The 19,870-nt window shown below is 70.8% G+C and carries 15 protein-coding genes, 1 tRNA gene and 1 pseudogene; 5 read left to right on the top strand and 12 right to left on the bottom strand.

The features are described from left to right. Positions 1 to 319: 319 nt before the first annotated feature. The 5 genes from KEG57_RS44395 to KEG57_RS44375 form a co-directional block, all read right to left on the bottom strand. Positions 320 to 799: a hypothetical protein gene (locus tag KEG57_RS44395; protein WP_272424795.1), complete on the bottom strand. Its 480-nt coding sequence runs from the start codon at positions 797 to 799 to the stop codon at positions 320 to 322. Then, positions 789 to 2,351 carry a fused MFS/spermidine synthase gene (locus tag KEG57_RS44390; RefSeq protein WP_272424796.1) on the bottom strand — a complete coding sequence of 521 codons (1,563 nt, stop codon included), beginning with the start codon at positions 2,349 to 2,351 and terminating at the stop codon, positions 789 to 791. The genes KEG57_RS44395 and KEG57_RS44390 overlap by 11 nt, the downstream gene beginning before the upstream one ends. Continuing rightward, positions 2,348 to 2,893, bottom strand: coding sequence for a hypothetical protein (locus KEG57_RS44385; protein WP_272424798.1), 546 nt, complete (start codon positions 2,891 to 2,893; stop codon positions 2,348 to 2,350). The genes KEG57_RS44390 and KEG57_RS44385 overlap by 4 nt, the downstream gene beginning before the upstream one ends. A 189-nt stretch (positions 2,894 to 3,082) precedes the next feature. Continuing rightward, positions 3,083 to 4,600: a serine/threonine-protein kinase gene (locus tag KEG57_RS44380; protein WP_272424800.1), complete on the bottom strand. Its 1,518-nt coding sequence runs from the start codon at positions 4,598 to 4,600 to the stop codon at positions 3,083 to 3,085. Continuing rightward, positions 4,597 to 6,939, bottom strand: a complete 2,343-nt coding sequence (locus tag KEG57_RS44375) for a FecR domain-containing protein (protein ID WP_272424802.1) — start codon at positions 6,937 to 6,939, stop codon at positions 4,597 to 4,599. Before KEG57_RS44375 ends, KEG57_RS44380 begins: the two co-directional genes overlap by 4 nt. A gap of 164 nt (positions 6,940 to 7,103) precedes the next feature. On the opposite strand from KEG57_RS44375, the gene KEG57_RS44370 reads away from it, so the two are divergent. The 3 genes from KEG57_RS44370 to KEG57_RS44360 all read left to right on the top strand — a co-directional run bounded on the left by KEG57_RS44370 (position 7,104) and on the right by KEG57_RS44360 (position 12,135). Further along, on the top strand, positions 7,104 to 8,852 hold the full coding sequence (locus tag KEG57_RS44370) for an OmpA family protein (protein ID WP_272424804.1): 1,749 nt from the start codon (positions 7,104 to 7,106) through the stop codon (positions 8,850 to 8,852). After that, a complete protein-coding gene (locus KEG57_RS44365; protein WP_272459635.1) occupies positions 8,849 to 10,621 on the top strand; it encodes an adenylate/guanylate cyclase domain-containing protein in 1,773 nt (590 codons plus the stop codon). The genes KEG57_RS44370 and KEG57_RS44365 overlap by 4 nt, the downstream gene beginning before the upstream one ends. A 101-nt stretch (positions 10,622 to 10,722) precedes the next feature. Then, on the top strand, positions 10,723 to 12,135 hold the full coding sequence (locus KEG57_RS44360) for a sigma 54-interacting transcriptional regulator (RefSeq protein WP_272424808.1): 1,413 nt from the start codon (positions 10,723 to 10,725) through the stop codon (positions 12,133 to 12,135). Positions 12,136 to 12,139: 4 nt separating this feature from the next. On the opposite strand, the gene KEG57_RS44355 is transcribed toward KEG57_RS44360, so the two are convergent. Continuing rightward, a complete protein-coding gene (locus KEG57_RS44355) occupies positions 12,140 to 12,973 on the bottom strand; it encodes a LysR family transcriptional regulator (protein ID WP_272424810.1) in 834 nt (277 codons plus the stop codon). A gap of 85 nt (positions 12,974 to 13,058) precedes the next feature. Between KEG57_RS44355 and KEG57_RS44350 the strand changes: the two genes are divergently transcribed. Then, positions 13,059 to 13,778 (top strand): TSUP family transporter, encoded by a 720-nt coding sequence (locus tag KEG57_RS44350; protein ID WP_272424812.1) that lies wholly within the window; start codon positions 13,059 to 13,061, stop codon positions 13,776 to 13,778. A 133-nt stretch (positions 13,779 to 13,911) separates the two neighbouring features. Next, positions 13,912 to 13,986: transfer RNA gene (locus KEG57_RS44345), tRNA-Thr, on the top strand. Positions 13,987 to 14,081: 95 nt separating this feature from the next. Here KEG57_RS44345 and KEG57_RS44340 read toward each other — a convergent pair. From KEG57_RS44340 to KEG57_RS44320, 6 genes and pseudogenes are all read right to left on the bottom strand, one after another. Next, positions 14,082 to 14,330: a tyrosine-type recombinase/integrase gene (locus tag KEG57_RS44340; protein WP_272459634.1), complete on the bottom strand. Its 249-nt coding sequence runs from the start codon at positions 14,328 to 14,330 to the stop codon at positions 14,082 to 14,084. A 446-nt stretch (positions 14,331 to 14,776) separates the two neighbouring features. Beyond that, on the bottom strand, positions 14,777 to 15,310 hold the full coding sequence (locus KEG57_RS44335) for an RNA polymerase sigma factor (RefSeq protein WP_272459633.1): 534 nt from the start codon (positions 15,308 to 15,310) through the stop codon (positions 14,777 to 14,779). Next, the gene (locus tag KEG57_RS56300) at positions 15,267 to 15,548 is read right to left on the bottom strand and encodes an RNA polymerase sigma factor (protein ID WP_372518275.1); all 282 of its coding nucleotides are present in this window, start codon (positions 15,546 to 15,548) and stop codon (positions 15,267 to 15,269) included. The genes KEG57_RS44335 and KEG57_RS56300 overlap by 44 nt, the downstream gene beginning before the upstream one ends. Before the next feature lie 1,523 nt (positions 15,549 to 17,071). Then, on the bottom strand, positions 17,072 to 18,418 hold the full coding sequence (locus KEG57_RS44330) for a hypothetical protein (RefSeq protein WP_272459632.1): 1,347 nt from the start codon (positions 18,416 to 18,418) through the stop codon (positions 17,072 to 17,074). A 15-nt stretch (positions 18,419 to 18,433) separates the two neighbouring features. Next, positions 18,434 to 18,952 (bottom strand): hypothetical protein, encoded by a 519-nt coding sequence (locus tag KEG57_RS44325; protein ID WP_272459631.1) that lies wholly within the window; start codon positions 18,950 to 18,952, stop codon positions 18,434 to 18,436. Between the two features lie 2 nt (positions 18,953 to 18,954). Continuing rightward, positions 18,955 to 19,870 (bottom strand): annotated as a pseudogene (locus tag KEG57_RS44320) (hypothetical protein); the annotation flags it as partial.

The following is a 19,870-nucleotide window of genomic DNA, read 5'->3' as shown; positions in this document are numbered from 1 at the left end:
GCAGCGGCGTCGACCCGACACAGCTCGGGAAGGTCGAGGGACCTTCGCGAACGGAGCGCAACATCGATCCCGGAGGTCCCCGGGACCTGCGCGAACGGAGTGCAACATCGATCCGGGAGGTCCCGGGACCTGCGTGGACGGGTTCCCACACCGATCCGGGAGGTCCCGCGACCTGCGGGAACGGGGTCGAAGACCGATGACGGAGGTCGAGGGACCTGCGCGCGGCGGAGAGGGGGCGAAAGGCGCTGGATCGAGCCGGAAACTCCCTCCCTCTCCACGGTGTGGAGAGGGAGGGTTGGGGTGGGTGAGGTCCGGAAGTCTAGACGTCCTCACGTTCCGCCACCCGCACCAGATGCCACGCGCTGAGTGGCACCATCACGAGTGCCACCAGATCCGTTGGATCTGCCAGGTTCCGGAACGATCTCCCCCCGCCGAACGGCGTATCCAGCACCCCGAGCAGCGCCCGGTGCACGCCCGTGAACGCGGGCCACGTCTTCAACAGCACGAAATACGCCACGCTCACGCCGCACGAAAGCCAGATTCCACGGGGGCCCACGCGCGGCCCCACGCGGCCGCCGCACAGCCGCGCAAGCGTGAGCAGCCACTCCGCTGCGGCCACCAGGAATACCGGCAAGAGAAAGCAGATTGCCAGATCCGAGAGCTTGCCGCTCACCACCCCCGGATGCTTGCGTCGCAGCCAGAAGACGTTGAACGCGAGCGCTGCCGCCGCGAGGTATGACCATGGGTGGAGCAGCGCCCGGCCTGGGACGTCGCCGAGCTTTTGGGGCTCAGAGCGCACGCCAGACGATCCTGTCCGTGAGCCACTCGACCGGCGCATGATCGTCGGTCAACACCGGCGTGTCCGTAGGCCAGGCCGCAGGCTGCATCGAGGCGTGGCGCGCGGCGAGATCTCGCAGCACGCCGGCCGTCCGCGCCGAGACCGAGAGCCCCGCCACCCCGACTGCCTCGGCGGGCGCGTGCTCGGTTGCCACCAGGATCGTGTTCGAGCGGCTTGGCGGATCCGCCGCCTGCACGTGCGGGAAGACCTGCGCGAGCGTGCGCGCGAGCGCGTGCACCACGCCGCGCTCCTCGCCGTGACGGCCCGCATTCACCATGAGCACGCCGCCCGGTGAAAGGCAGCGCCGCGCCGCCGCGAAGAACTCCACCGTCGCGAGCTGGAAGGGCACGTACGGGAACTGGAACGCATCGAGCACGATGACGTCCTTTGTCCCCGGCGCGCGCTGGGCCTCGGCTTCGAGGAAGGGGCGTGCGTCGTCGATGATCACCGAGGCCTCGGGTAACTCGAAACCGAGCCACTTGCGGCCCGCCTCCACCACCGCCGCATCGAGCTCTACGCCCACCACCGCCGCCGCCGGGTAGAGCCGCCGGAACACCTCCGCCGACGTGCCGCCGCCGAGCCCGAGGAGCAGCACACGCTCTGGATTGGGCCGCGTCCCGTAGCTCGGCGCCATGGCGTAGTAGGCCCACACGTCGCGCACGGGCAGCTCGCCGTCGAGGCGCGCGAACGATTGCACGGCGAATCCGTCGTTGACCCGGATCTGCCGCTCGGCGCCGCGCTCGACTACCGCGATGTGGTTGTGGCGCGACTCGCCTGCCCAGAGCAGCCGCCCATGCGCGGGCGACGGCGTGGACAGCGGCGCGAAGGAGAGAGCCACGGTCAGCGTCGAGGTCGAGAGCCCGACGATGGCCTCGCGGCGGGCGCGGGCGCGAAAGCCGAAGACCGCGGCGCTCACCGAGAGCAGCACCGCGGCCACGTCGAACGTCGCGCGTGTCCCCAGCCAAGGCAGGAGCACGAGCCCCGCGCCGAACGTGCCCACGAGGCTCCCGAGGGTCCCCAGCGCCGAGAGCCGCCCGGCGAGGCGACCGAGTTTCCCGGTCGCCTCACCGTCGCCCGCATTGCCGGCCGCGTGCATCACGAGCGGGGGCAGTGCACCCAGCGAGCCGATGGGGAGCGCGATGGCGAGGGCTGTGATGGCCGCGAGCATCCCCAGCGAGGAGGCGCCCCCCGCGCGGAAGCGCGCGAGGCTCGACGAGAGCACCCACGGCACCACGCGCGGCAGCGCCGCGAAGAGCAGCGACGACGCAAGCATCAGGCGCACGATCCACTGCGAGGCCGCGCCGCGCGCGCTGAGCCAGCCGCCGAGCAGGTTGCCGAGCGCGAGGCTCCCGAGCACCGTGCCGATGAGCATCGCCCACGTCGTGGTGCTCGTACCCAGGTGCGGCGCGAGCAGCCTGCCCGCGGCGATTTCCCCGTTCATCACGGCCGCGCCGCCCAGGAAGCTCAGCACCATCCATGCGGCGAGCCCTTGCGGGCGCGTAGCGTCGCTCATTGCGCGGCCGTGAGGCGTACCGTGCACGTGTCGCCGCCGTCGATGGTGCACGCCACGTCCTTTCCGAGCTGCGTCTTCAAGTCGACCCTGCACGTGGCCACGATGCCGGGCGCCCCCGCGCCGCCCGCCGAGCCGCTGCTCGTGCTGCCACCGGCCCCCCCGCCGCCCGCAGCGCCGCCGCCTCCCCCGGCGCCCGTCTCCTCGGCCGTGGAAATCGGGAGCTTGAGGGTGACCCCCGTGCTCACGAACGGCTCGTCCTCATCGCTGCATGCACCGACCACGCCCCCGGCGACCGGGGCGACGTCGCCCGAGGCCTTGGTGACCGACAGGCTCGCCGTTTCATCGCTCACGCCCGGCTGCATGGAGCCGTTGATGCGGATGCGGCCGCTGAGGTCACCGCCGCAGGTCGTGGTGATGTCGAAGGTGCGGTCGAAGGACGATTGCGCACACAGTTCCTCTGCGCTGTCGGCGAGGAGCAGCGAGAGGAGGCCTGCAGTGGCGAGGATGCTGACGCTATGACGAACGGTGCGAAGCAGATTCATGGTGTCTCCAAGGAAGGTAAAGCCGCCGCGCCCGTGTCCGGGCTGACGGGTGCCATCGGCGCCGCGACGCGTGTGCAAAATCCTGGCCGCGAGGTCCAGTCTGGGCGAAAGCCGTGAGATCTAGCCCGTCGGCACCCTCTGCCGGGGGCCGCGCGGGTCGCAAGACTGACATCGCGATCCGGGGGGGTCTTACCGCCCCCGCCGCAGGATCCGACCAATCTTTTTGCCGAGCCCGTCCGGGCTCGCGGGGGCGTTCGCCACGTCGGCCGCGCCCGCCGAGACGAGCCGTGTCATGCGCTCGGGCGTGAGCGATGCGGCGCACACGAGGACCCGCGCCTGCGGGAGGATGCGTGCGAGCTCGGCGAGCTTTGCGGCCGCGCCGTCGATGTCGCTCCCCGCGTCGACGAGGACGACGCCGAGCTTCGCGCGGTCGTTTTCGTCGAGGGCTTCGAGCGGCACCAGGTAAATGCCTTGCGACGCGAGGCCCGTGATGCAGGCAGGATCGACGGCCGATGCGCTGGCCATGCGGATCCAGCCGACCTCCGTGAGCCCGTGCCCCGGATCGGTCGAATCATGGGCGCGGGCGAGTTGCCCGTCCCATTGCGGGGCGCGCGACTCCCGGCCGCCGAGCGGCTCGTTCCCTTTGCGCGTGACGAGCTGCGTCGCCAGCGATTGTGGATCGAGTGCGTCTTCCAGTCGCTTTTTCACGATCGCCGCGCTCGCCGGCCTCCGCTCCGGCTGCTTGGCGAGCATTTCGAGGCGCAATTTTTCGAGCAGCGGCGGCACAGCCTCCGAACCGGTCGGGCGCGCGAGCGGCGGCGGCGGCAAGAACAGGTGCGCCGAGATGATCTCGATGGAGTTTTTCCCGAGGAAGGGCGGCCTCCCTTGCAGCATCGCCGTCAAGACGCACCCGATCGCATAGATGTCCGTCGAGGGGCCGACGGCGAGCGAATGGCATTGCTCGGGGCTCATGTATTCGGGCGTGCCGCCGACGGCCTCGGGCTTCGTGAGCGTCGAGCCCTGGTCGTCCTCCTTGGGCAATTCCACGTGCGCGAGACCAAAATCGAGGATCTTGACGAGGCGTTTGCCCCCCAGGTCCGTGAGGAAGACGTTTTCCGGTTTCAGATCGCGGTGCACGATGCCCCGCGCGTGCGCCACCTCGAATGCGTCGAGGATCTGGCCGAGGATGTCCCGCACGTCGGTGAGCGGCGGCGCCGCGTCCCGGTCGCGGAGCCACGCGTGCAGCGTGACCCCGACGAGGTATTCCATCACCAGGAAGGGTAAACCGTCGTCGTCGCCGTAATCCATGACGCGCACGACGTTCGGGTGATCCATCAGCGTCGCGGCCCGGGCCTCGCGGTAAAACCTCCGCACGTAGTCGGGCTCGATCGCGATGTTGTAATGAAGCAGCTTCACCGCGACCGGCATCCGCAAGGTGACGTGCTCGGCGCGGTACACCTCGCCCATGCCGCCCGAGCCGATCCGCGCGAGGAGGCGGTATTTGCCCCCGAGGACGAGCCCGACGTGCGCGCCGCCGCCGCGCTCCTTCGGGAGCGCGGGCATACGCGGGGCGGCCTGCGGCGAGGGAAGGGTTTGCAGCGTCGTGTGGTGCTGCGCTTCGAGCTCGTCGAGGTCGTCGGCTCCGGGCGGGCGAACGCTGACGCGCATGGGTTTGGACGGCGAACGATCGTCGTCGTCGTCGCTCATCGGGTTTCTCCCTCCAGGCGGAATCCGAGTGATCCGGTCACCGTGCCCGCCGCCTGCCAGGTGACGCTCTCCGCCCGCCCGACCCAGCCGGACAGCGCGAGGAAAACCGATCCGCCCGCCTCGACGCCGGCCGTCAGGCCATAAGGAACCACGACCGTGCCGTTTTGCCCGATCGTGGCGAGCACGTGCGCGTCGGCGACGACATACGCCCGGAGCCAGCGCAATGGATCGTACGTCGCGCCGATGAGCAGATACGGCTGCACCCAGGGGACTTGCGCGGTGGGTTCTTCCAGCATGAAGCGAGCGCCCGCATTGGCGACCCACGTCATGCGGCCTTTCGCGCCGCCGGCGGCAGCGCCCACGTCGAACATCAAGTCGCGCTGATTTTCGAGCGGCAATCCAATACGGAAGAGCGGCGCGATTTCGAGCTCGGATGCGCCGCGCTGGAGGACACGATAGCGCGCGCCGAGCCACGCCATGTCCTCCGTCGGCACGCTGCCCGGCATCTGGACGGAGTCGGCGCGTTCGAAAGGCGTCGTGACGATGAGCGCGTCGAGCCCGAGCGGGCCAAACGAGCCGCTCACGCGACCATTGGCCTGGAAGACCGGGCCATTCGCGGTGCTGCCCGCGCTCAGGCCGCGGCCGACGGCCGTGGGCGCCGTCGGGCTCGTCCAGGGCACGGCCGTGACGCCGGCGGGGCGGAAGGGCGGCAGCCACGCGCCGAGCGGGCGGAACACCGGGCGCCGCGGCGGAGGCGGCGGGGGCTTGTCCGGGGCGAGGACCGTGGTCGTGCCGAGGACCTTTCCGCGAGCATCCAGGACGTCGAGCCGCGCCTCGCCGTGCGCCTCGCCGACCGGGATCGACGCGAGGAGCGCGCCGCCCTCGGCCACGGCGAGCGGGACCGTCTCCACGCGCTCACCGAGGCGGATGCGGAGGCGCGGCGCGACGCGCTTCGGGACGTCGATCTCCCCGAGGCCCTTCGTGGCGACACGCACGCGGATCTCGCGCTTCGTCTCGTCGAACGTCGCTTCGGGCGTCGACACGACGGGCGTGGGGACGAGGGTGATCCGCTCTTCGAGGCCGCTCTTCGTGCGGAAGCGCAGCGTCTTCGGCGCTTGCTTGAGGAGGTCGATCTGCGCGGGCGGCGGGCCGAACGGTCCTTCGTCGAGGGCCACCTCGACCGGGCTCGAGGCCGTGAGCGCGAGGACGCCGTAGGGGTTCACCGTGACGGTCTTGCCCTCGAACCGCGCACCCTCGCCGCGGAGCTCGGCCGCGACGACGTCGATGGTGCGCACGTCCGAGGCGACGCCGAGGTACTCCTCGACGTCGATGGCCCGGACCCGCACGCGGTAGAGGCCCGGCGGCATCTTCTCGGCGCGGAACGAGCGGACCTCGGCGGGGATCTCTTCCCGCACGACGAGATCGTGGAAGCCCTCGTCGCGCGAGACTTCGAGGCGATAGGCCTTGGCCTTCTCGACGGGGTTCCAGCTCGTGGTGAGGACGGCCGTGCCCGGGGGCGCGAGCACGACGGACGGCGATCCACCGTCTTCCCAGCGCGGCGCGGGCGGCAGCGGTCGCGGCGCGGCCGGGGGCGCCGTTCCCTCGAAGCGCGTGCCGTAGTTCTTCGGGACGGTCACGGTCTTGCCGCCCGACTGGACTGCGGCCTTGCCGTCGAAGACCGCCACCGTGGTGCGCGCCTTCTTTCGTTCGACGACGGTGTCGCTCGACTCGGCGCGGACGACGCCGCCATCGGGCACGGCGACCTCGGCGGGCTCGCCGCGCAGCGCGGACAAACCCGCCTGCACCTCGCCCGCCTCGATCTCGACCGTCGGCGGCGTCTTCGAGACGCGCGTTTTGCCCGCGGTCCCGTAGATCACGACGAGCGTGTTCTGCGCGAGGAAGACGTGCGTGTGGTCGAGGAACTCGATGTGCGCGCGTCCCTCGTCCATCGTCTGGACGTTGTGGTTGCGGTAGAGCGCGGTGCCGGTCGCGACCGTGTCCCACCCGCCGCCCGAGGGCCTTCCGCGCACGTTGGGGTGGCTCGACTTGACGCGCGCGTCGGGCACGCTCGTGACGCCCTTCGGCAGGATCAGCGTGATGCCCTCGGGCAAGGGCTTGCGGCTCGTGCAGTCGACGCGGTTGTAGCGGTTGATGAGCGGAACGTGCACGGCCGCGCCGTACATCACCTTCGCGATGTCCTCGCACGTCTCGCCCTTCTGCACGCCCCAGTGCACGATGGGCTCGAGGAAGCCGGGCGGCGGCGGCGTGTCGGCGTGGGCGCGCGGGGCGAGGAGCACGAGGGCCAGGGCGGCCAAGGCTCCTTTCACGACTGTCCGCATGCCCATTCCTCCGAAGACGCGCCACGCCGAACCGCGGGCACGGTCGCCAGCATAGACGCGGTTCGTGGCGCATGGCGAGGGCCGCGCGTCTTCCCGCGGACGCGCCCTCCTCCCGCTTCGTTTGGAGTTGCCCCCTCGCGCCCTCTGCCATAGCGTCGCACCCCATGGTCGCCCGGGTTTTCCGCTCCCTCGCGTGTGCGGGCGCCGTGTGGCTCGCACCCGCCGTGGCGAGCGCGCAGACGGCGACCGCGCTGGAGCGCCTCGAACCCGCTCCCGCAGGCGACGGTTTTTTCGCCGTGCCACGCGCCGACGTGCCCGGCGACCTCCGCACCTCGGCCGCGCTCGTGTTCTCGTACGCCGATTCGCCGCTTTCGCTCCGCGTGGGGTCGGGCGATGCGGCGCAGGATGCCGGCGAGGTGGTCTCGTATCAGCTCACCGGGCACGTCCTCGCCGCGATCGAGATCCATCGGTTCTTGAAGTTCGATCTCGACGTGCCCGTCACGCTCGCGCAGGGCGGGGATTCGCCTTCGATCACGGGCCTCGTCTCCGCGCTGCCGCCGGGCACACAAGTCACGTACGGCTCGCCCGAGGGCGCCGCGATGAACGATCTGCGGCTGGGCTTGCGCCTCGTGCTCTTGCCCCAGCGCGGCGCGATCCCCGCGGCGAGCCTCGTCTACGCGGTCTGGGTGCCGACGGGCGACGAGACCGCGTTCACGGGCACGGGCGAGGTGCGGCACATGCCCTCGATCGTCGTGGGGGCCGACATGGGCCGGTTTTCCTACTCGATCGCGCTCGGGCGGCGCGTGCAGGACACGCGCAGCGGGCTCGGTCTGCTCGGCGGAGAGCTCGTCGCGGGAGGCGCGATCGCCGGGCGTTTCGGCCGGTTTTCGGCGTACGGGGAGCTCTACGGATCAACGGTGACCGTGGAGGCCGCGCCGTTCGGGCGCGGGACGACGAACATCGAGTTGTTGCTCGGGGGGCGCGCCACCCTGGGGCCGCTGTCGTTTGGCCTCGCGGGCGGGCCCGGGCTCACGGCCGGCGTCGGGACGCCGACGTTCCGGCTCGTGGCGAGCGTCGGTGCTTCGTTCGACGTGCCGCAGAAGGCGCAGGCGAAGGCCGAGGGCGCGACGAACGCACGCGCTTCAGCTTCGGCGGGGGATCCGAAGGCGAACCCGAAAGGGAAAAACGGGTCGGGCGTTGATGCCGCCGCGGCGCCGGACGCCGACGGCGACGGTGTTCCGGATGCGAACGATGTTTGCCCGGACCGCGCCGGCGACGCGACGCCCACGGCCGCGCGCCCCGGTTGTCCGCCCGATCGGGACGGTGACGCCATCGCGGACGCCGACGACGTCTGTCCCGATGAACCGGGCGTGGCGAGCGCGGATCCCGCGCGTTTCGGCTGCGCGCTCGACACGGATGGCGACGGGATCGCCGACGCCGTCGACGCTTGCCCCAAGGAGCGCGGCGAGGTGAACGCGGACCCCAAGATCACCGGCTGCCCCGCGTCCGTGCGTGTCGAGGGCACGCAGATCGTGATCCTGCAGGAGGTCAACTTCGCCACGGGCAGCGACGTGATCGCGCCGGAGAGTTACGCGCTGCTGGAGCAGGTCGGCTCGGTGCTCGCGCAGCACCCGGAAATCGCGCGCGTGGCGATCGACGGCCACACGGACAACGTCGGCGCCGAGCGGGCGAACGTCACGCTGTCGCAGCGGCGCGCCGTCGCCGTCGTGCGCTGGCTCGTGGATCACGGCGTCGATGCGCGACGGCTGGAGGCGCGTGGTTTCGGTCCCCGCAGGCCGGTCGCGAGCAACGACAAACCCGAAGGACGCGCGAAGAACCGCCGCGTGGAGTTCCAGATCCTCCGCCGCACGCCGCTCGGCGAGGCCGGCTGGAAGGAAGGCGCCGCGAAGTGAAGCTCGGCTCGATCGGCGCACGCGCGCTCCTGCTCTTCGCCGCGGTCGGGCTCGTGCCCGTCGGCGCGGTCGTTTTGCTTTTGCTCTCCGTGAACCGCCAGGCGGTGCAGACGAGCGAGCAGCAGCTCCAGGCCGCCGTGCTGGAGGAGCTCGAGCGCGCCACGATGCGTCACGTGGAAGGCGTGCGCGTCGACGCCGACGCCGTGGCGTTCGCGCTTTATCAGGCCGCAAACGGAAAGCCGGCTGCCGGCGCGGGCGACGGGCTCGACGCGGTGCGCGCGACCCTCGGCACGCGCCGCGAGCTCGGCGCCGTCCGCTTCGAGGTCCCCGAGCGCAGCGTGAGCACGGTGCTGCGTCAGAAAGGGGATGACGTCGCCGCGGGCGTCGACGTGCCCGCCTCGACGCCCGAGACGCGCAGGGCCGCCGACGAGCACGGCATGGGCGTCTCGCTGCTCGGGTCGGGCAAGGGCCTGCTCGTCGTGCCGATCCCCGCGGTCGAGGGCGCGGGCACGAAGGCACGCGGTTACGTCACGGCCACGCTCGACGTCGCCGATCTCCAGCGCGAGATCGACGACATCGCGGGCCGTCGTTTCGGCGGCGCCGTCGGCCTCGTCGTGGTCGACGCGACGCGGCGCAGCGTCGCATCCCACGGCATGCCCGAGATCGGGGCTTTCGCCGACACGTCGAACCACCCGCTCTGGACGGGCTTTTCCAAGGAGAACCCCGGCGTCGTGGGCGTGGTGCGCGTCGCGCCGTACCGCGCGGAGAGCGGGGCGGACATGATCGGCGTGGTCCGCTTCCTCCCGGGCCTCGGCTGGGGCGTCGCGCTCGCGCGGCGTGAAGAAGACGCGTTCGCCGTGCTCTCGGCCATGCAGCGTCGCGGCGCGCTCGTCGCGCTCGGCGCGGCCCTGCTCGCGCTTGCGGCGGCGGCCTTCTCGGCGCGCTGGATCGCGCGGCCCATCGTGCACCTCGCGGGGCAAGCGCGTCTCGTCGGCGAGCGCCGCTGGCGGGAGCTTTCGCTCACCTCGTCACGCACGGACGAGATCGGCACGCTGACGACCGAGCTCTCGCGCATGGCGACCGATCTCGAAGGCAGCGAGATCGAGATCGCCCGCCAGGCCCGTCAGCGCGCGGATCTCGGCCGCTTCCTGAGCAAGGAGCTCGTCGAGGCGATCGTGAGCGGCCGGCACGAGCTCGCCCTCGGAGGCCGCCGCGCCGCGGTCAGCGTGCTCTTCGCCGACGTCGTCGCCTTCACCCCGCTCGCGGAGACGAGGCCGGCCGAGGAGGTCGTCACGCTCCTGAACGAGCTCTTCTCGGTGCTCACGGAGGTCGTCTTCCGCCACGGCGGCACCGTCGATAAGTTCATCGGCGACTGCATCATGGCCGTCTGGGGCGCGCCCGTCGCCCAGGAGGATCACGCCGCGCGCGCCCTCGCCGCGGCCGAGGACATGATGCGTTTCCTCGAGACCGCGAACGAGTCGTTTCGCGAGCGCTACGGCACGACCATCGAGCTCGGCATCGGCATCAACTCGGGCGAGGTGCTCGTGGGCAACATCGGCTCGGACAAGCGGATGGAGTACACCGTCATCGGTGACGTGGTGAACGTCGCCGCGCGGCTCGAGGCGATCGCCCGCCCGAACCAGGTCCTCGTCGCGGAGGCCACACGCGCGCTCGTGGCGAGCGGCACGTTCGAGCTTTCGCCCCTCGGCGAGCGTGCGCTCACCGGCCGGAGCGCGGCCACGAAGGTCTACGAGCTCGTGACGGCGTGACTGAGCTGTCGGCAGACCACCTCGATGCTGCACTTTCCGCTGGATCCCTGACGGCACCCCAAGACCTCGGGCGCGTGCATGGGCTAGAGTAGGCGGGCGAAATGAACAGGCCCCCGTTCGGAAGTGATCCGTCTTTGTCGCCCGGCGCGTCCGGCCTCGGACGCAACTCGGAGACCACGCCGCAGTTCTCGGACCCCGTGATGATCCCGCGGATCGAGCTCTGCGTGGAGCGCGAGGCGGGCAAGGCGACCGAGCGCGTCGTCGTGCTCGAAGGCGAGCTCTTCCGGATCGGCTCGCACGCCAGCAACGATCTCGTGATCACCGACCCGATGGTGTCGCGCTTCCACTGCCGGATCGCGCGCGGCGTCGGGGGCTTCCGGATCATCGACACGGGCTCGCTGAACGGCTCGCGCATCGGCGGTGTGCGCATCCGCGACGCGGATCTGCCGCTGCCCGAGTGCCGGATCGAGCTCGGCGAGTCGATCGTGCGCGTGCGCGAGCTTCACGCGACGGCCTCGGCCGACGTGCCCGCCGCGCCGAGCTTCGGCTCGATCTTCGGCGCCTCGGTCGGCATGCGCCGCCTCTTCGATCTGTTGAAGCGTGTCGCGAAGACGGACGCGAACGTGCTCATCGAGGGCGAGAGCGGCACGGGCAAGGAGCTCATCGCCACGGAGATCGTGCGCCGAAGCCCCCGCGCGAACAAACCGCTCGTGATCGTCGACTGCGGCGCGATCTCGCCGAACCTGATCGAGAGCGAGCTCTTCGGTCATGTGCGTGGCGCCTTCACGGGAGCCGATCGCAACCGCATCGGCGCGTTCGAGGCGGCCGACGGAGGCACGGTCTTCCTCGACGAGATCGGCGAGCTACCGCTCGACATGCAGCCGAAGTTGCTCCGCGCGATCGCGTCGCGCGACATCCGCCGCATGGGCGAGAACCAGTCCCGCAAGGTCGACGTCCGCGTGGTCGCCGCGACGAACCGCAGGCTCGAGCGCGAGGTGAACCTCGGCCGATTCCGCGAGGATCTCTACTACCGGCTCAGCGTGGTCACGGTGCGCGTCCCGCCCCTGCGCGAGCGCATCGAGGACATCCCGCTGCTCGTGAACAGCTTCCTCTCCGCGCTGGAGGCGACGGACAAGGCGCATCTCTTCACGGCCGAGGTGCTCTCGGAGATGTCGCGGTACGACTGGCCCGGCAACGTGCGCGAGCTCCGCAACCACGTGGAGCGCCGCGTCGTGCTGGAGACCGAGGCCCCGAGCTTCCGCGACGAGGAGGAAGGCGTGAGCTCGTCGCAAGAGAAGCCCGCCCCGAGCGCCGGCGCCGTCGACATCGAGGTGCCCTTCAAAACCGCGAAGGACACGATGATCGACCAGTTCGAGCGTGCGTACCTGGCGGCGCTCCTCGCCTGGGCCGATGGCAACGTGAGCCGCGCGGCGCGCAAAGCGCAGCTCGACCGGATGTACCTGCACCGCCTGCTCCAGCGGCACGGTCTGCGGCGCGCGGGCGCCCTCGAATAGAGCGTCAACGCTTCGCCCGCGCGGCGCGGCGCGCGAGCAGGAGGTGCCGGAGCGCGGCGGCGGCGGGGGGCAGGCGATCCTCGCCGCGATGCACGATGTGCATGGGCCGAACGATGGGCGTCGCCGGGTGCGGCACCTCGACGAGCCGACCGAGGGCGAGGTCGTGCTCGACGGCGAAGCGACTCACGAGCGCCACGCCGATCCCCGCGCGCACGTTCCCCTTCACGGCCGCGATGCTCCCGAGCTCCATGACGACGTCGGCGTCCGGAAAATGCTGGTCGAGCAGGGCGCGTGTCGTCGAGCCCCGGCCGAACGTCACGAAAGGAGCGCCCTCCGCCGGCAGGCCCGGCGCGGCGACGAGGATGAGCTGATCGTCGATCCAGGGCTCTCCCTCGGGATGCGTGACCACGCCGAGATCGATCTCCCCGCGTTCGAGCGCGTCGAGCACCTCGGCCGTCGTCGCTTCACGGAGACGAAAGCGCACTCCGGGATGCGTCGCCCGGAACGCCGAGAGCGTGGGCGGCAAGAGGTACGTGCACGCCGTCGCGCCGGCGCCGAGCCGCACCTCGCCGGCTTCGAGCCCCTCGACCTCGGCCACGGCGCGCATGGCATCACCCATGGCCGCGAGGATGTGCAGCGCACGTGGCAGGAGAACACGTCCGGCGGCCGTCAGGCTCGTCCCGGCGCGGTCCCGATGGAGGAGCCGCGCGCCGAACGCCTCTTCGAGCCGCTGAATGGACGCCGTGAGCGCCGGCTGCGACAGGTGCGCATGCCGCGCGGCCCTCGTGAACGTCCCGTGTTCGGCGATGAGGACGAAATGCCGAAGGGCATCCAGCATCAGCCGAAGTTATCACAGCCTTCCGAACAATCGATTGGTCCGATGGCGGAGCAGCCCCTACGTCTGGCCGTGAGGAGGTGAAGCGATGCTGGCGCTTCTCCCGGTTTTCGGGGTTCTTGCGGGCATACTGACGACGATGGCGGGGCTCGGCGGGGGCATCCTGCTGCTGCTCGGGCTGTCGCTCGTGTGGGGCCCGGCGGCGGCGCTGGCGTCGACGGCGCCGGCGATGCTTTTCGGCAACCTGCACCGGCTGTGGCTGCTGCGGGAGGAGTTCGACCGGGAGGCGGCGAAAGCGTTCGCCTGGGGCGCAGTGCCCGGGAGCTTCCTGGGCGGTCTGATGGTGGCGTGGATGCCGGAGGGCGTGCTGCGATGGCTGATGCTGGCGATGACTGCGGCGGCGCTGGGGCGAGCGTTCGGGCTGTTCACGTGGAGGCCGCAGGCGGCGGCGATGACGCCGGCGGGGCTGGGGATCGGGGCGATCAGCGCGACGGCGGGGGGAGCGGGGCTCTTGGTGGGGCCGCTGTTCATGGCGGCGGGGCTGACCGGCAAGCGTTTCGTGGGGACGATCGCCGCGGCGGCGGTGGCGCTGCACGCGGGGCGGGTGGCGGCGTACGGGCTCGGCGGGATGATGACGCAGGAGACGGTGGTGCGAGCGACGGTGCTGACAGTGGCGGTGATGGGGGGCAACGTGGTGGGATTGTGGCTGCGGGATCGGGTGCTCGATGAGCGGAGAGCGGAGCGGCTGGAGCTTGGTGCCCTGGTGGTGTGCATGGGGCTGAGCATGCTGGGGGTGGGGAAGGGGTGAGGCTGCGGCGGAGAGGGGAGGGGATTGGGGGAGGCGTTCGGTGGGCGGTTGGGGGCGTTGGGAGGGGGGTTGAAAAAAGTCGTTGACAAGCGACGCGGAAGATGGTTTTACTGCGCGCCCGTTCGACGGGAACGCCGCCTTAGCTCAGCGGTAGAGCAACGGTTTCGTAAACCGTAGGTCTCGAGTTCAAATCTCGAAGGCGGCTCCAGGCGTTTCTTGGGTGATTCCGCGGGGTTAGACCTCGCGAGGATGATCACCCGCAGGGTTGGTCCGGAGGGTCGTTACCACGCTGTTACCAGCGCGTTACCACGACTCCTCCTTGAGCCCTTGAGCCTGTGCCATGCGCCGGGCGGCCTCTTCGAGGTCCTGCTTCATGAAGTGCACGTACCTCTGGGTGGTCGCCAGGTGCTTGTGACCTGCCATCCGCTGGACAACGTGGACAGGGATGCCTGCGCGGAGCCAGCTGGTGATCGCGTAGTGTCGGAGAGGATATGAGATCGAGCCGATCGGGCTAGAACCAGCGGGAATCGGCCTAGAGACCGTCGAGCCCATCGAGCCGATCGGCGAGCGTAACCCCGCGATTCCTGGTCCCTCGACAGAATCCCGACGAGAACCCGAGGGGACCACGGCCCCCCCGTCGAGCCCCCTCGTCCAGGCTACCGCGGCCCTCCGGGCGATGCTCGACGCGGCCCTTGCGTCGGGTGACATCGAAGGCGCGCGGCGCGCTACGGTCGCCCTACAGGCCCTCCTCGGCGAGCCCCCGCCCGCTGGCCAGGAAGCGCCGGCCTCGGCGGTGAAGAGCAGCCGCAAGCGCCGGAAGGCGTAGGCCGCTCCCATGGCCCCGGGCGGCCCGTCGAGAGCTCGCCCGGGGTTCACCCCTTCCCGATCCCCCTGCACCATGTGCGCGTCGCGCCGAGCGGCACGAGCTCGCGGCGTAACCGGCCCGCGAGGAGCGCCGCCGCAGCGCGCCCGCTATTGCGCGGCCGTGCTCCCGTGGATCACCTCATGATCGCCAGCAAGTCACGCGCTCGAGAGAGCCTGCTTTTGGCCGTGCCGAGCACCACGCCGACGTTATCGGCGGTCTCGCTTGTCGTGTACTCGAGCGCGTCGAGCTCGACCACCTTGCGCAGGTTCGGAGGCAATCGCTCGACCATCCGCAGAGCTTCGCGAGCCTCGAAACGGAGAGCGGGATCCCCCCCGCGCGAGGGTGTTTCGTCTGCCGGACCCCCACCGCTCCGCCTTGCGATCCGCCGATAGCGCCGGGCGGCCCGGACTGCAAACGCCGCTACGAGCGTCCGTGCGGCGTCCACGTCAGCCTTCCCATCGATAACGCGGATCCGGCGCTCCTCCGAATAGCGCCAGAATGCCAACAGTACATCTTGCGCCAAATCGTCACGATCCGGAGCGAGAACGCCTACCCGGCGAGCAATACCGCAGACGTAGGGCCGAAGCTTCTCTAGATCGGACGGATCCAGCGTGATCCTTTCGCTACGCTCGCCCGTCTCTTCGTTGACCACCCATTGCCGTTGCATGGCGTCCCTCCGTTCGTTTCAGCCGTTCTTGTCCAGCGTGCAATCGTTTCCAAGCGGTAGCGCGCGAGGTCTCGAGCCTGCGTGCTATCTCGTCGATCGAATAGCCTTCGAGGTGGAGCCGCAGCGCGGCGCGCTCGACGGGCGGCAGCCGTTCGGCGCGGTCACACCATTGCGCAAGCGCGGCGCGCTCCTCGGGCGACGGGTCGAGAGCGCACCTTTGCAGGTCTCTCCCTGGCATGAGCACCTCGACCCTATGACGGGCGAGGCGTCGCCAATTCATCGATAGGAACCACGCCGTTCGCATGAGCCATTCGGCAGGGTTACGCGGCGCTCTGCTTAGCTGGGAGTATTGCAAGAACACACGTTGCGCGAGGTCGTTCGCGTCGGCCTCATGCACACCGAGCCGGCGCAGCTTCGCGACAATTCGCGGCCGTTCTCTGGCAAAAAGGCGGACGAATCCCGCCCCGCTCGCGCCCGTCGGGCGCTCGGGTCCCTTGCGCTGCATAGTGCATCGCTCCCGGCCGCGTAGGGCGGCCGAGGCTCGATTTACGAGCGGCCGTGACCCGGTGGCAAGCTCATTTGCGTACGACGAGCGTTTTTCCTGGCCACATGTTGCACGAAGGCGATATGCCACGCCGCACGCATGCAGCATTGATCGTGCGTGTATTCGATGCGCCAGCGATCAGGCCGGGCCGATTGACAGATATTCGCCGCTCGACCGTCGACAAATATCCGGGCGGCCGTCCTCGCGGCGCTCGCGGCCGTGGGCGTCGAGCCGAACGATTCCGAGGACCAGGGCGCCTCGATGCAGGGCGCTCGCGGCCGTCCTCGCGCATCGAGCCGCGCCGCCCGGGGGAAGAGCACGTGCACGAGCTCGCGGCCGTCCTTGCGGCGCTCGCGGCCCGTCACGGGGGAGGCCGAGGACCAGGGCGCCTCGATGCAGGGCGCTCGCGGCCGTCCTTGCGGCGCTCGCGGCCCGTCACGGGGGAGGCCGAGGACCAGGGCGCCTCGATGCAGGGCGCTCGCGGCCGTCCTCGCGCGTCGAGCCGCGCCGCCCGGGGGAAGAGCACGTGCACGAGCTCGCGGCCGTCCTTGCGGCGCTCGCGGCCCGTCACGGGGGAGGCCGAGGACGAGGGCGCCTCGATGCAGGGCGCCCGCGGCCTTCCTGGAATGGTCTGTCAGGTTTTACGGACGATTACCGCGGAGCAAGTCGGAGTCGCCTATCCAAGACTTCCTCGATGATCTTACAATAGCCCGCGAGGGTCTTTTCGTACAATGGCCTATCCGCGTCGCGCACCATGTATTCGCCGTGCAAGATCAATGGCGGCCCCTCGTGAATGGATACCTCGTAATATTTGCCAACAGAGTGCCAGAGCAAACTCCGCGCGTCATGATGTGCACAGATTATGGGATCGTGTGCGTTTTGGGCGCTGAGAGTGCTGACGTACCGAGAGAACTCGTCGGAGAGTCGCGTAGCGGCCTCCGAGGCCGCCAACATGATCTCATTCTTTTTTTGCGGCGAATCCGCAGCATCATCGAAGGCTCGCTTGAGTTTGTCGAAAATCGTTGTTCGTGTGCTCATGTGGACAGGCTACATCAAGCGCCTGATCATGACAACTGATCACGCCTCTGGACAGCGCACCTCGGGGGGCTCGCGGTGGCGATCTGCGACGTCACACGCGAGCCGATCGAGACCCGGGACCACGGCCGCCTCGTTTTGGATCGTCCTGCGACATGGAACGAAACGGCGAGGCAGGGCGCTCAATTCGTGGCGAACATCCCGCGCCCGTCCCGACCTTGCCCGCGGGCGCGCGCCTCGGCCGCGTTTCGTTCGTCCTCGGCCCGCATTGCCGCGAGCCTCGAATCCGTCCCTCGACCCTGCTTCTCCTCGTATTCGAGCGCCGTCCGATCGCCCTGCGCCACGAGGCGCGCATGATCGGCGCGGAGCATCGCCCGGGGCTTCCCGCCCGGATCGCGTAGAAGCAAGCGCGCCCGCTCCTCGCTGGTCAAGGTCCGCCCGTGGTTTCCCTCGTGCACGCGGCACGTGCTCATGGCCCAATTCGTCGAGAGCGCTCGCATGATCGCCATATCGATCGCGTACGCGCGGCGCTCGATCTCGCCCCGCTCCTCGGCGGTCACTCCGAGGAACCGGCCGAGGATCACGGCCGCCTCGGCGAGCTTCGGATCGACCGGCTCGAATTCGCTCCCCACCTTGCGCGCATCGACGCCGGCCTCGTGCGCCTCGGCCGCGAGCTCGGCGAGCATCCCGCGCGCCTCGCGTTCCAGCTCGCCCGCGAGCGCAAGCATGGCAACCGCGGGCGCAGCGTGCGCATACCAGCGCTCGACATCGGCGAGGGATTCGAGGACGGCGCGAGCGGCGGCGCGGCGCTCCTCGGCCTCGGCCTTGATCTGCTCGGCCCGATGCGGCTCCGCCGCGAGCGCTCGCCGATCGCCCGCCTCGGCCGCCTCGAGAGCGGCGAACACCTCGGCGCGGAGGGTTCCGGCACGCGCGCGCGCCTCGCCGAACGCCTTGCGCGACATGTCGAGGATCGCCGCGAGCTTCGGCCCGGGGTGCGTCGAGACGTAGGCCGCGCTCGCCTTCTGCGCGTCCTCTCCGGCCCGCACGATGCGCGCCTCGGCCTCGGCCCGATCGGCGTCCGCGCGAGCCCCCTCGAGACGGATGCGCGCCGCCGCGAGCGCCGCGCGAGCACTCTCGAGGGACGCGCGGGCCGCGTCATGCCGCCGCGAAAAGGACGCGAGGATCCCAGCGGCGCGCGCCTCGGCTTGCTGCGCCGCCGCGAGCGTCGATGCCGCGCGGTCGTCGTCGGGAGCCGAGGCGGCAGCGTCCTCGGCCTCGTGCAACGCTCGACGGGCCGCTTGATGCGCGCGCTGCGCGTCCTCGTAGGGCAGACGGGCCGCCGCGAGCGCCGCTTGTGCGTCGGCCTCGGCGCGCTCGCATTCGAGGACGGTCGCCTCGGCGCGCCGGACCTCGAGAGGGGGCGGCGAGGGGGGAGCGGGCGGCAATGCAGGGCGAGACGGGGGCGCAGCGGGCGCGGGCGCGGAGGTCCCCCCGAGAGCGGAGAACAGACGGCCGAGAGGGTTTTTCATGGTGAATGCTTCCTTTCATCGAGCGCCGCACGCGGGCGGCGAAACACTCATTGCGGCGACTCGTTCGGGTTCCGCGATAATCGGCGATACCGTGGGCGGAGAGGGCGCAGCAACGCAGCGCCGGCACGTCTCGGCGAAGAGCCTGGCCGTGCGCGCCGCGAGCGCCGGATCCTTGCGTTTCGCTTTGACCAGCATCGGGGCAACGACATTGATCACGACGTGTTCCTTTTCGATGGTCCACCCCGGCGCGCGGTAGGCCGCGCCGAGGACGTGCATTACCTCGTGACAGACGGCCTCGGGCCATTGCCGTAGCTGGCGCAGCGTGCGAGGCGTGCGAACGGCGATCCTCGCGCTGCTCGCATTGCGATCGACCGTGCACAATCCCGCCATGCGTTCGCCCTTCGTCGGGTATCCCGCGCCCGCCTCATTGCACGGATACCGGAGATCCTCGACGTGGCGCGCCTCGATCGTCCAATCATCGAGGCCGAACGCCTTTTGCCAGAATGCCACCTCGACCGCCAGGTTCGGGAGCACGGTCAATCCTGCCTTGCGGTCGCGAGGCGGACCGCTGCGATGGTTCGTCCGGACGCATCGATCGGCGCGAGGCCGCTCGCGTCGTCGCCCGCCTCGGCCGCGAGCTCGCCGCGCGTGACGAGCACGAGCACGGCCGCGCGCGCTTCCTCGAGGGACATCCCGCCGACGTGCGCCTCGAGGACGAGCACGGGCGCGGGAATCGGCGCGGAGGGATCCAGCGCCGCGAGGGACCGCGCCGCCGCGAGGACGGCCGCCGCTGCTTCGGAGAGCTCCGGGGGATCATCGAGGCGCGCCTCGTTCGAAGCGGCCCCGGCGATCTCGTGCACGGACGCGGGCGGCGCGTCGAGAGCGTGATCCGGATCGGCCTCGGCGGGCGCATCGAGGCCGGCCTCGTGAGCCTCGCGCGTCGCGCTCGCGGCGAGCGTCGGAAGCGCCGGCCGGGCGTCGAGAGCTACCTCGGCCTCGGCGGGCGCGGCGGCGGCGCGAGGGGACGCCGGGCCGCCCGGATCATCGAGGCGCCGCTCGTCCTCGCCGATCGGCTCGCGCGGCTCGCGGCGAGGCGCCTCGGCCTCGGCGGGCGCGGACGGGGGACGATCGGCCGGACCGGCATCGCGGGGAGCAGGGGGCGGCGCGGCTCCGTTCGTCTCGACAGACGGGCGCAGCGGGCGCGCCTCGGCGAGGACGGGCGCGGCGTCGAGAGGCGGATCGGCGAGGGAAGCGGCATGGGGTGCGCTCGTCCCGATCGATCGGCGCGCAGCGGCCGAGGACGGGCGCCTCGGCGAGCGCGGAGGGGGGCGCGCATCGAGGCTCACCACGTTGCGGCACGCAGGCGCCTCGGCGAGCGCGGGCGCGGAGGATGCGCGCAGCGGGATCGGCTCGCGCGGACCGGCATCGACGGGGGAGACGCGGCGAAGAGCA

This window comes from Polyangium jinanense, from assembly GCF_028435365.1.
This window is presented reverse-complemented; position numbering and strand designations above follow the sequence as displayed.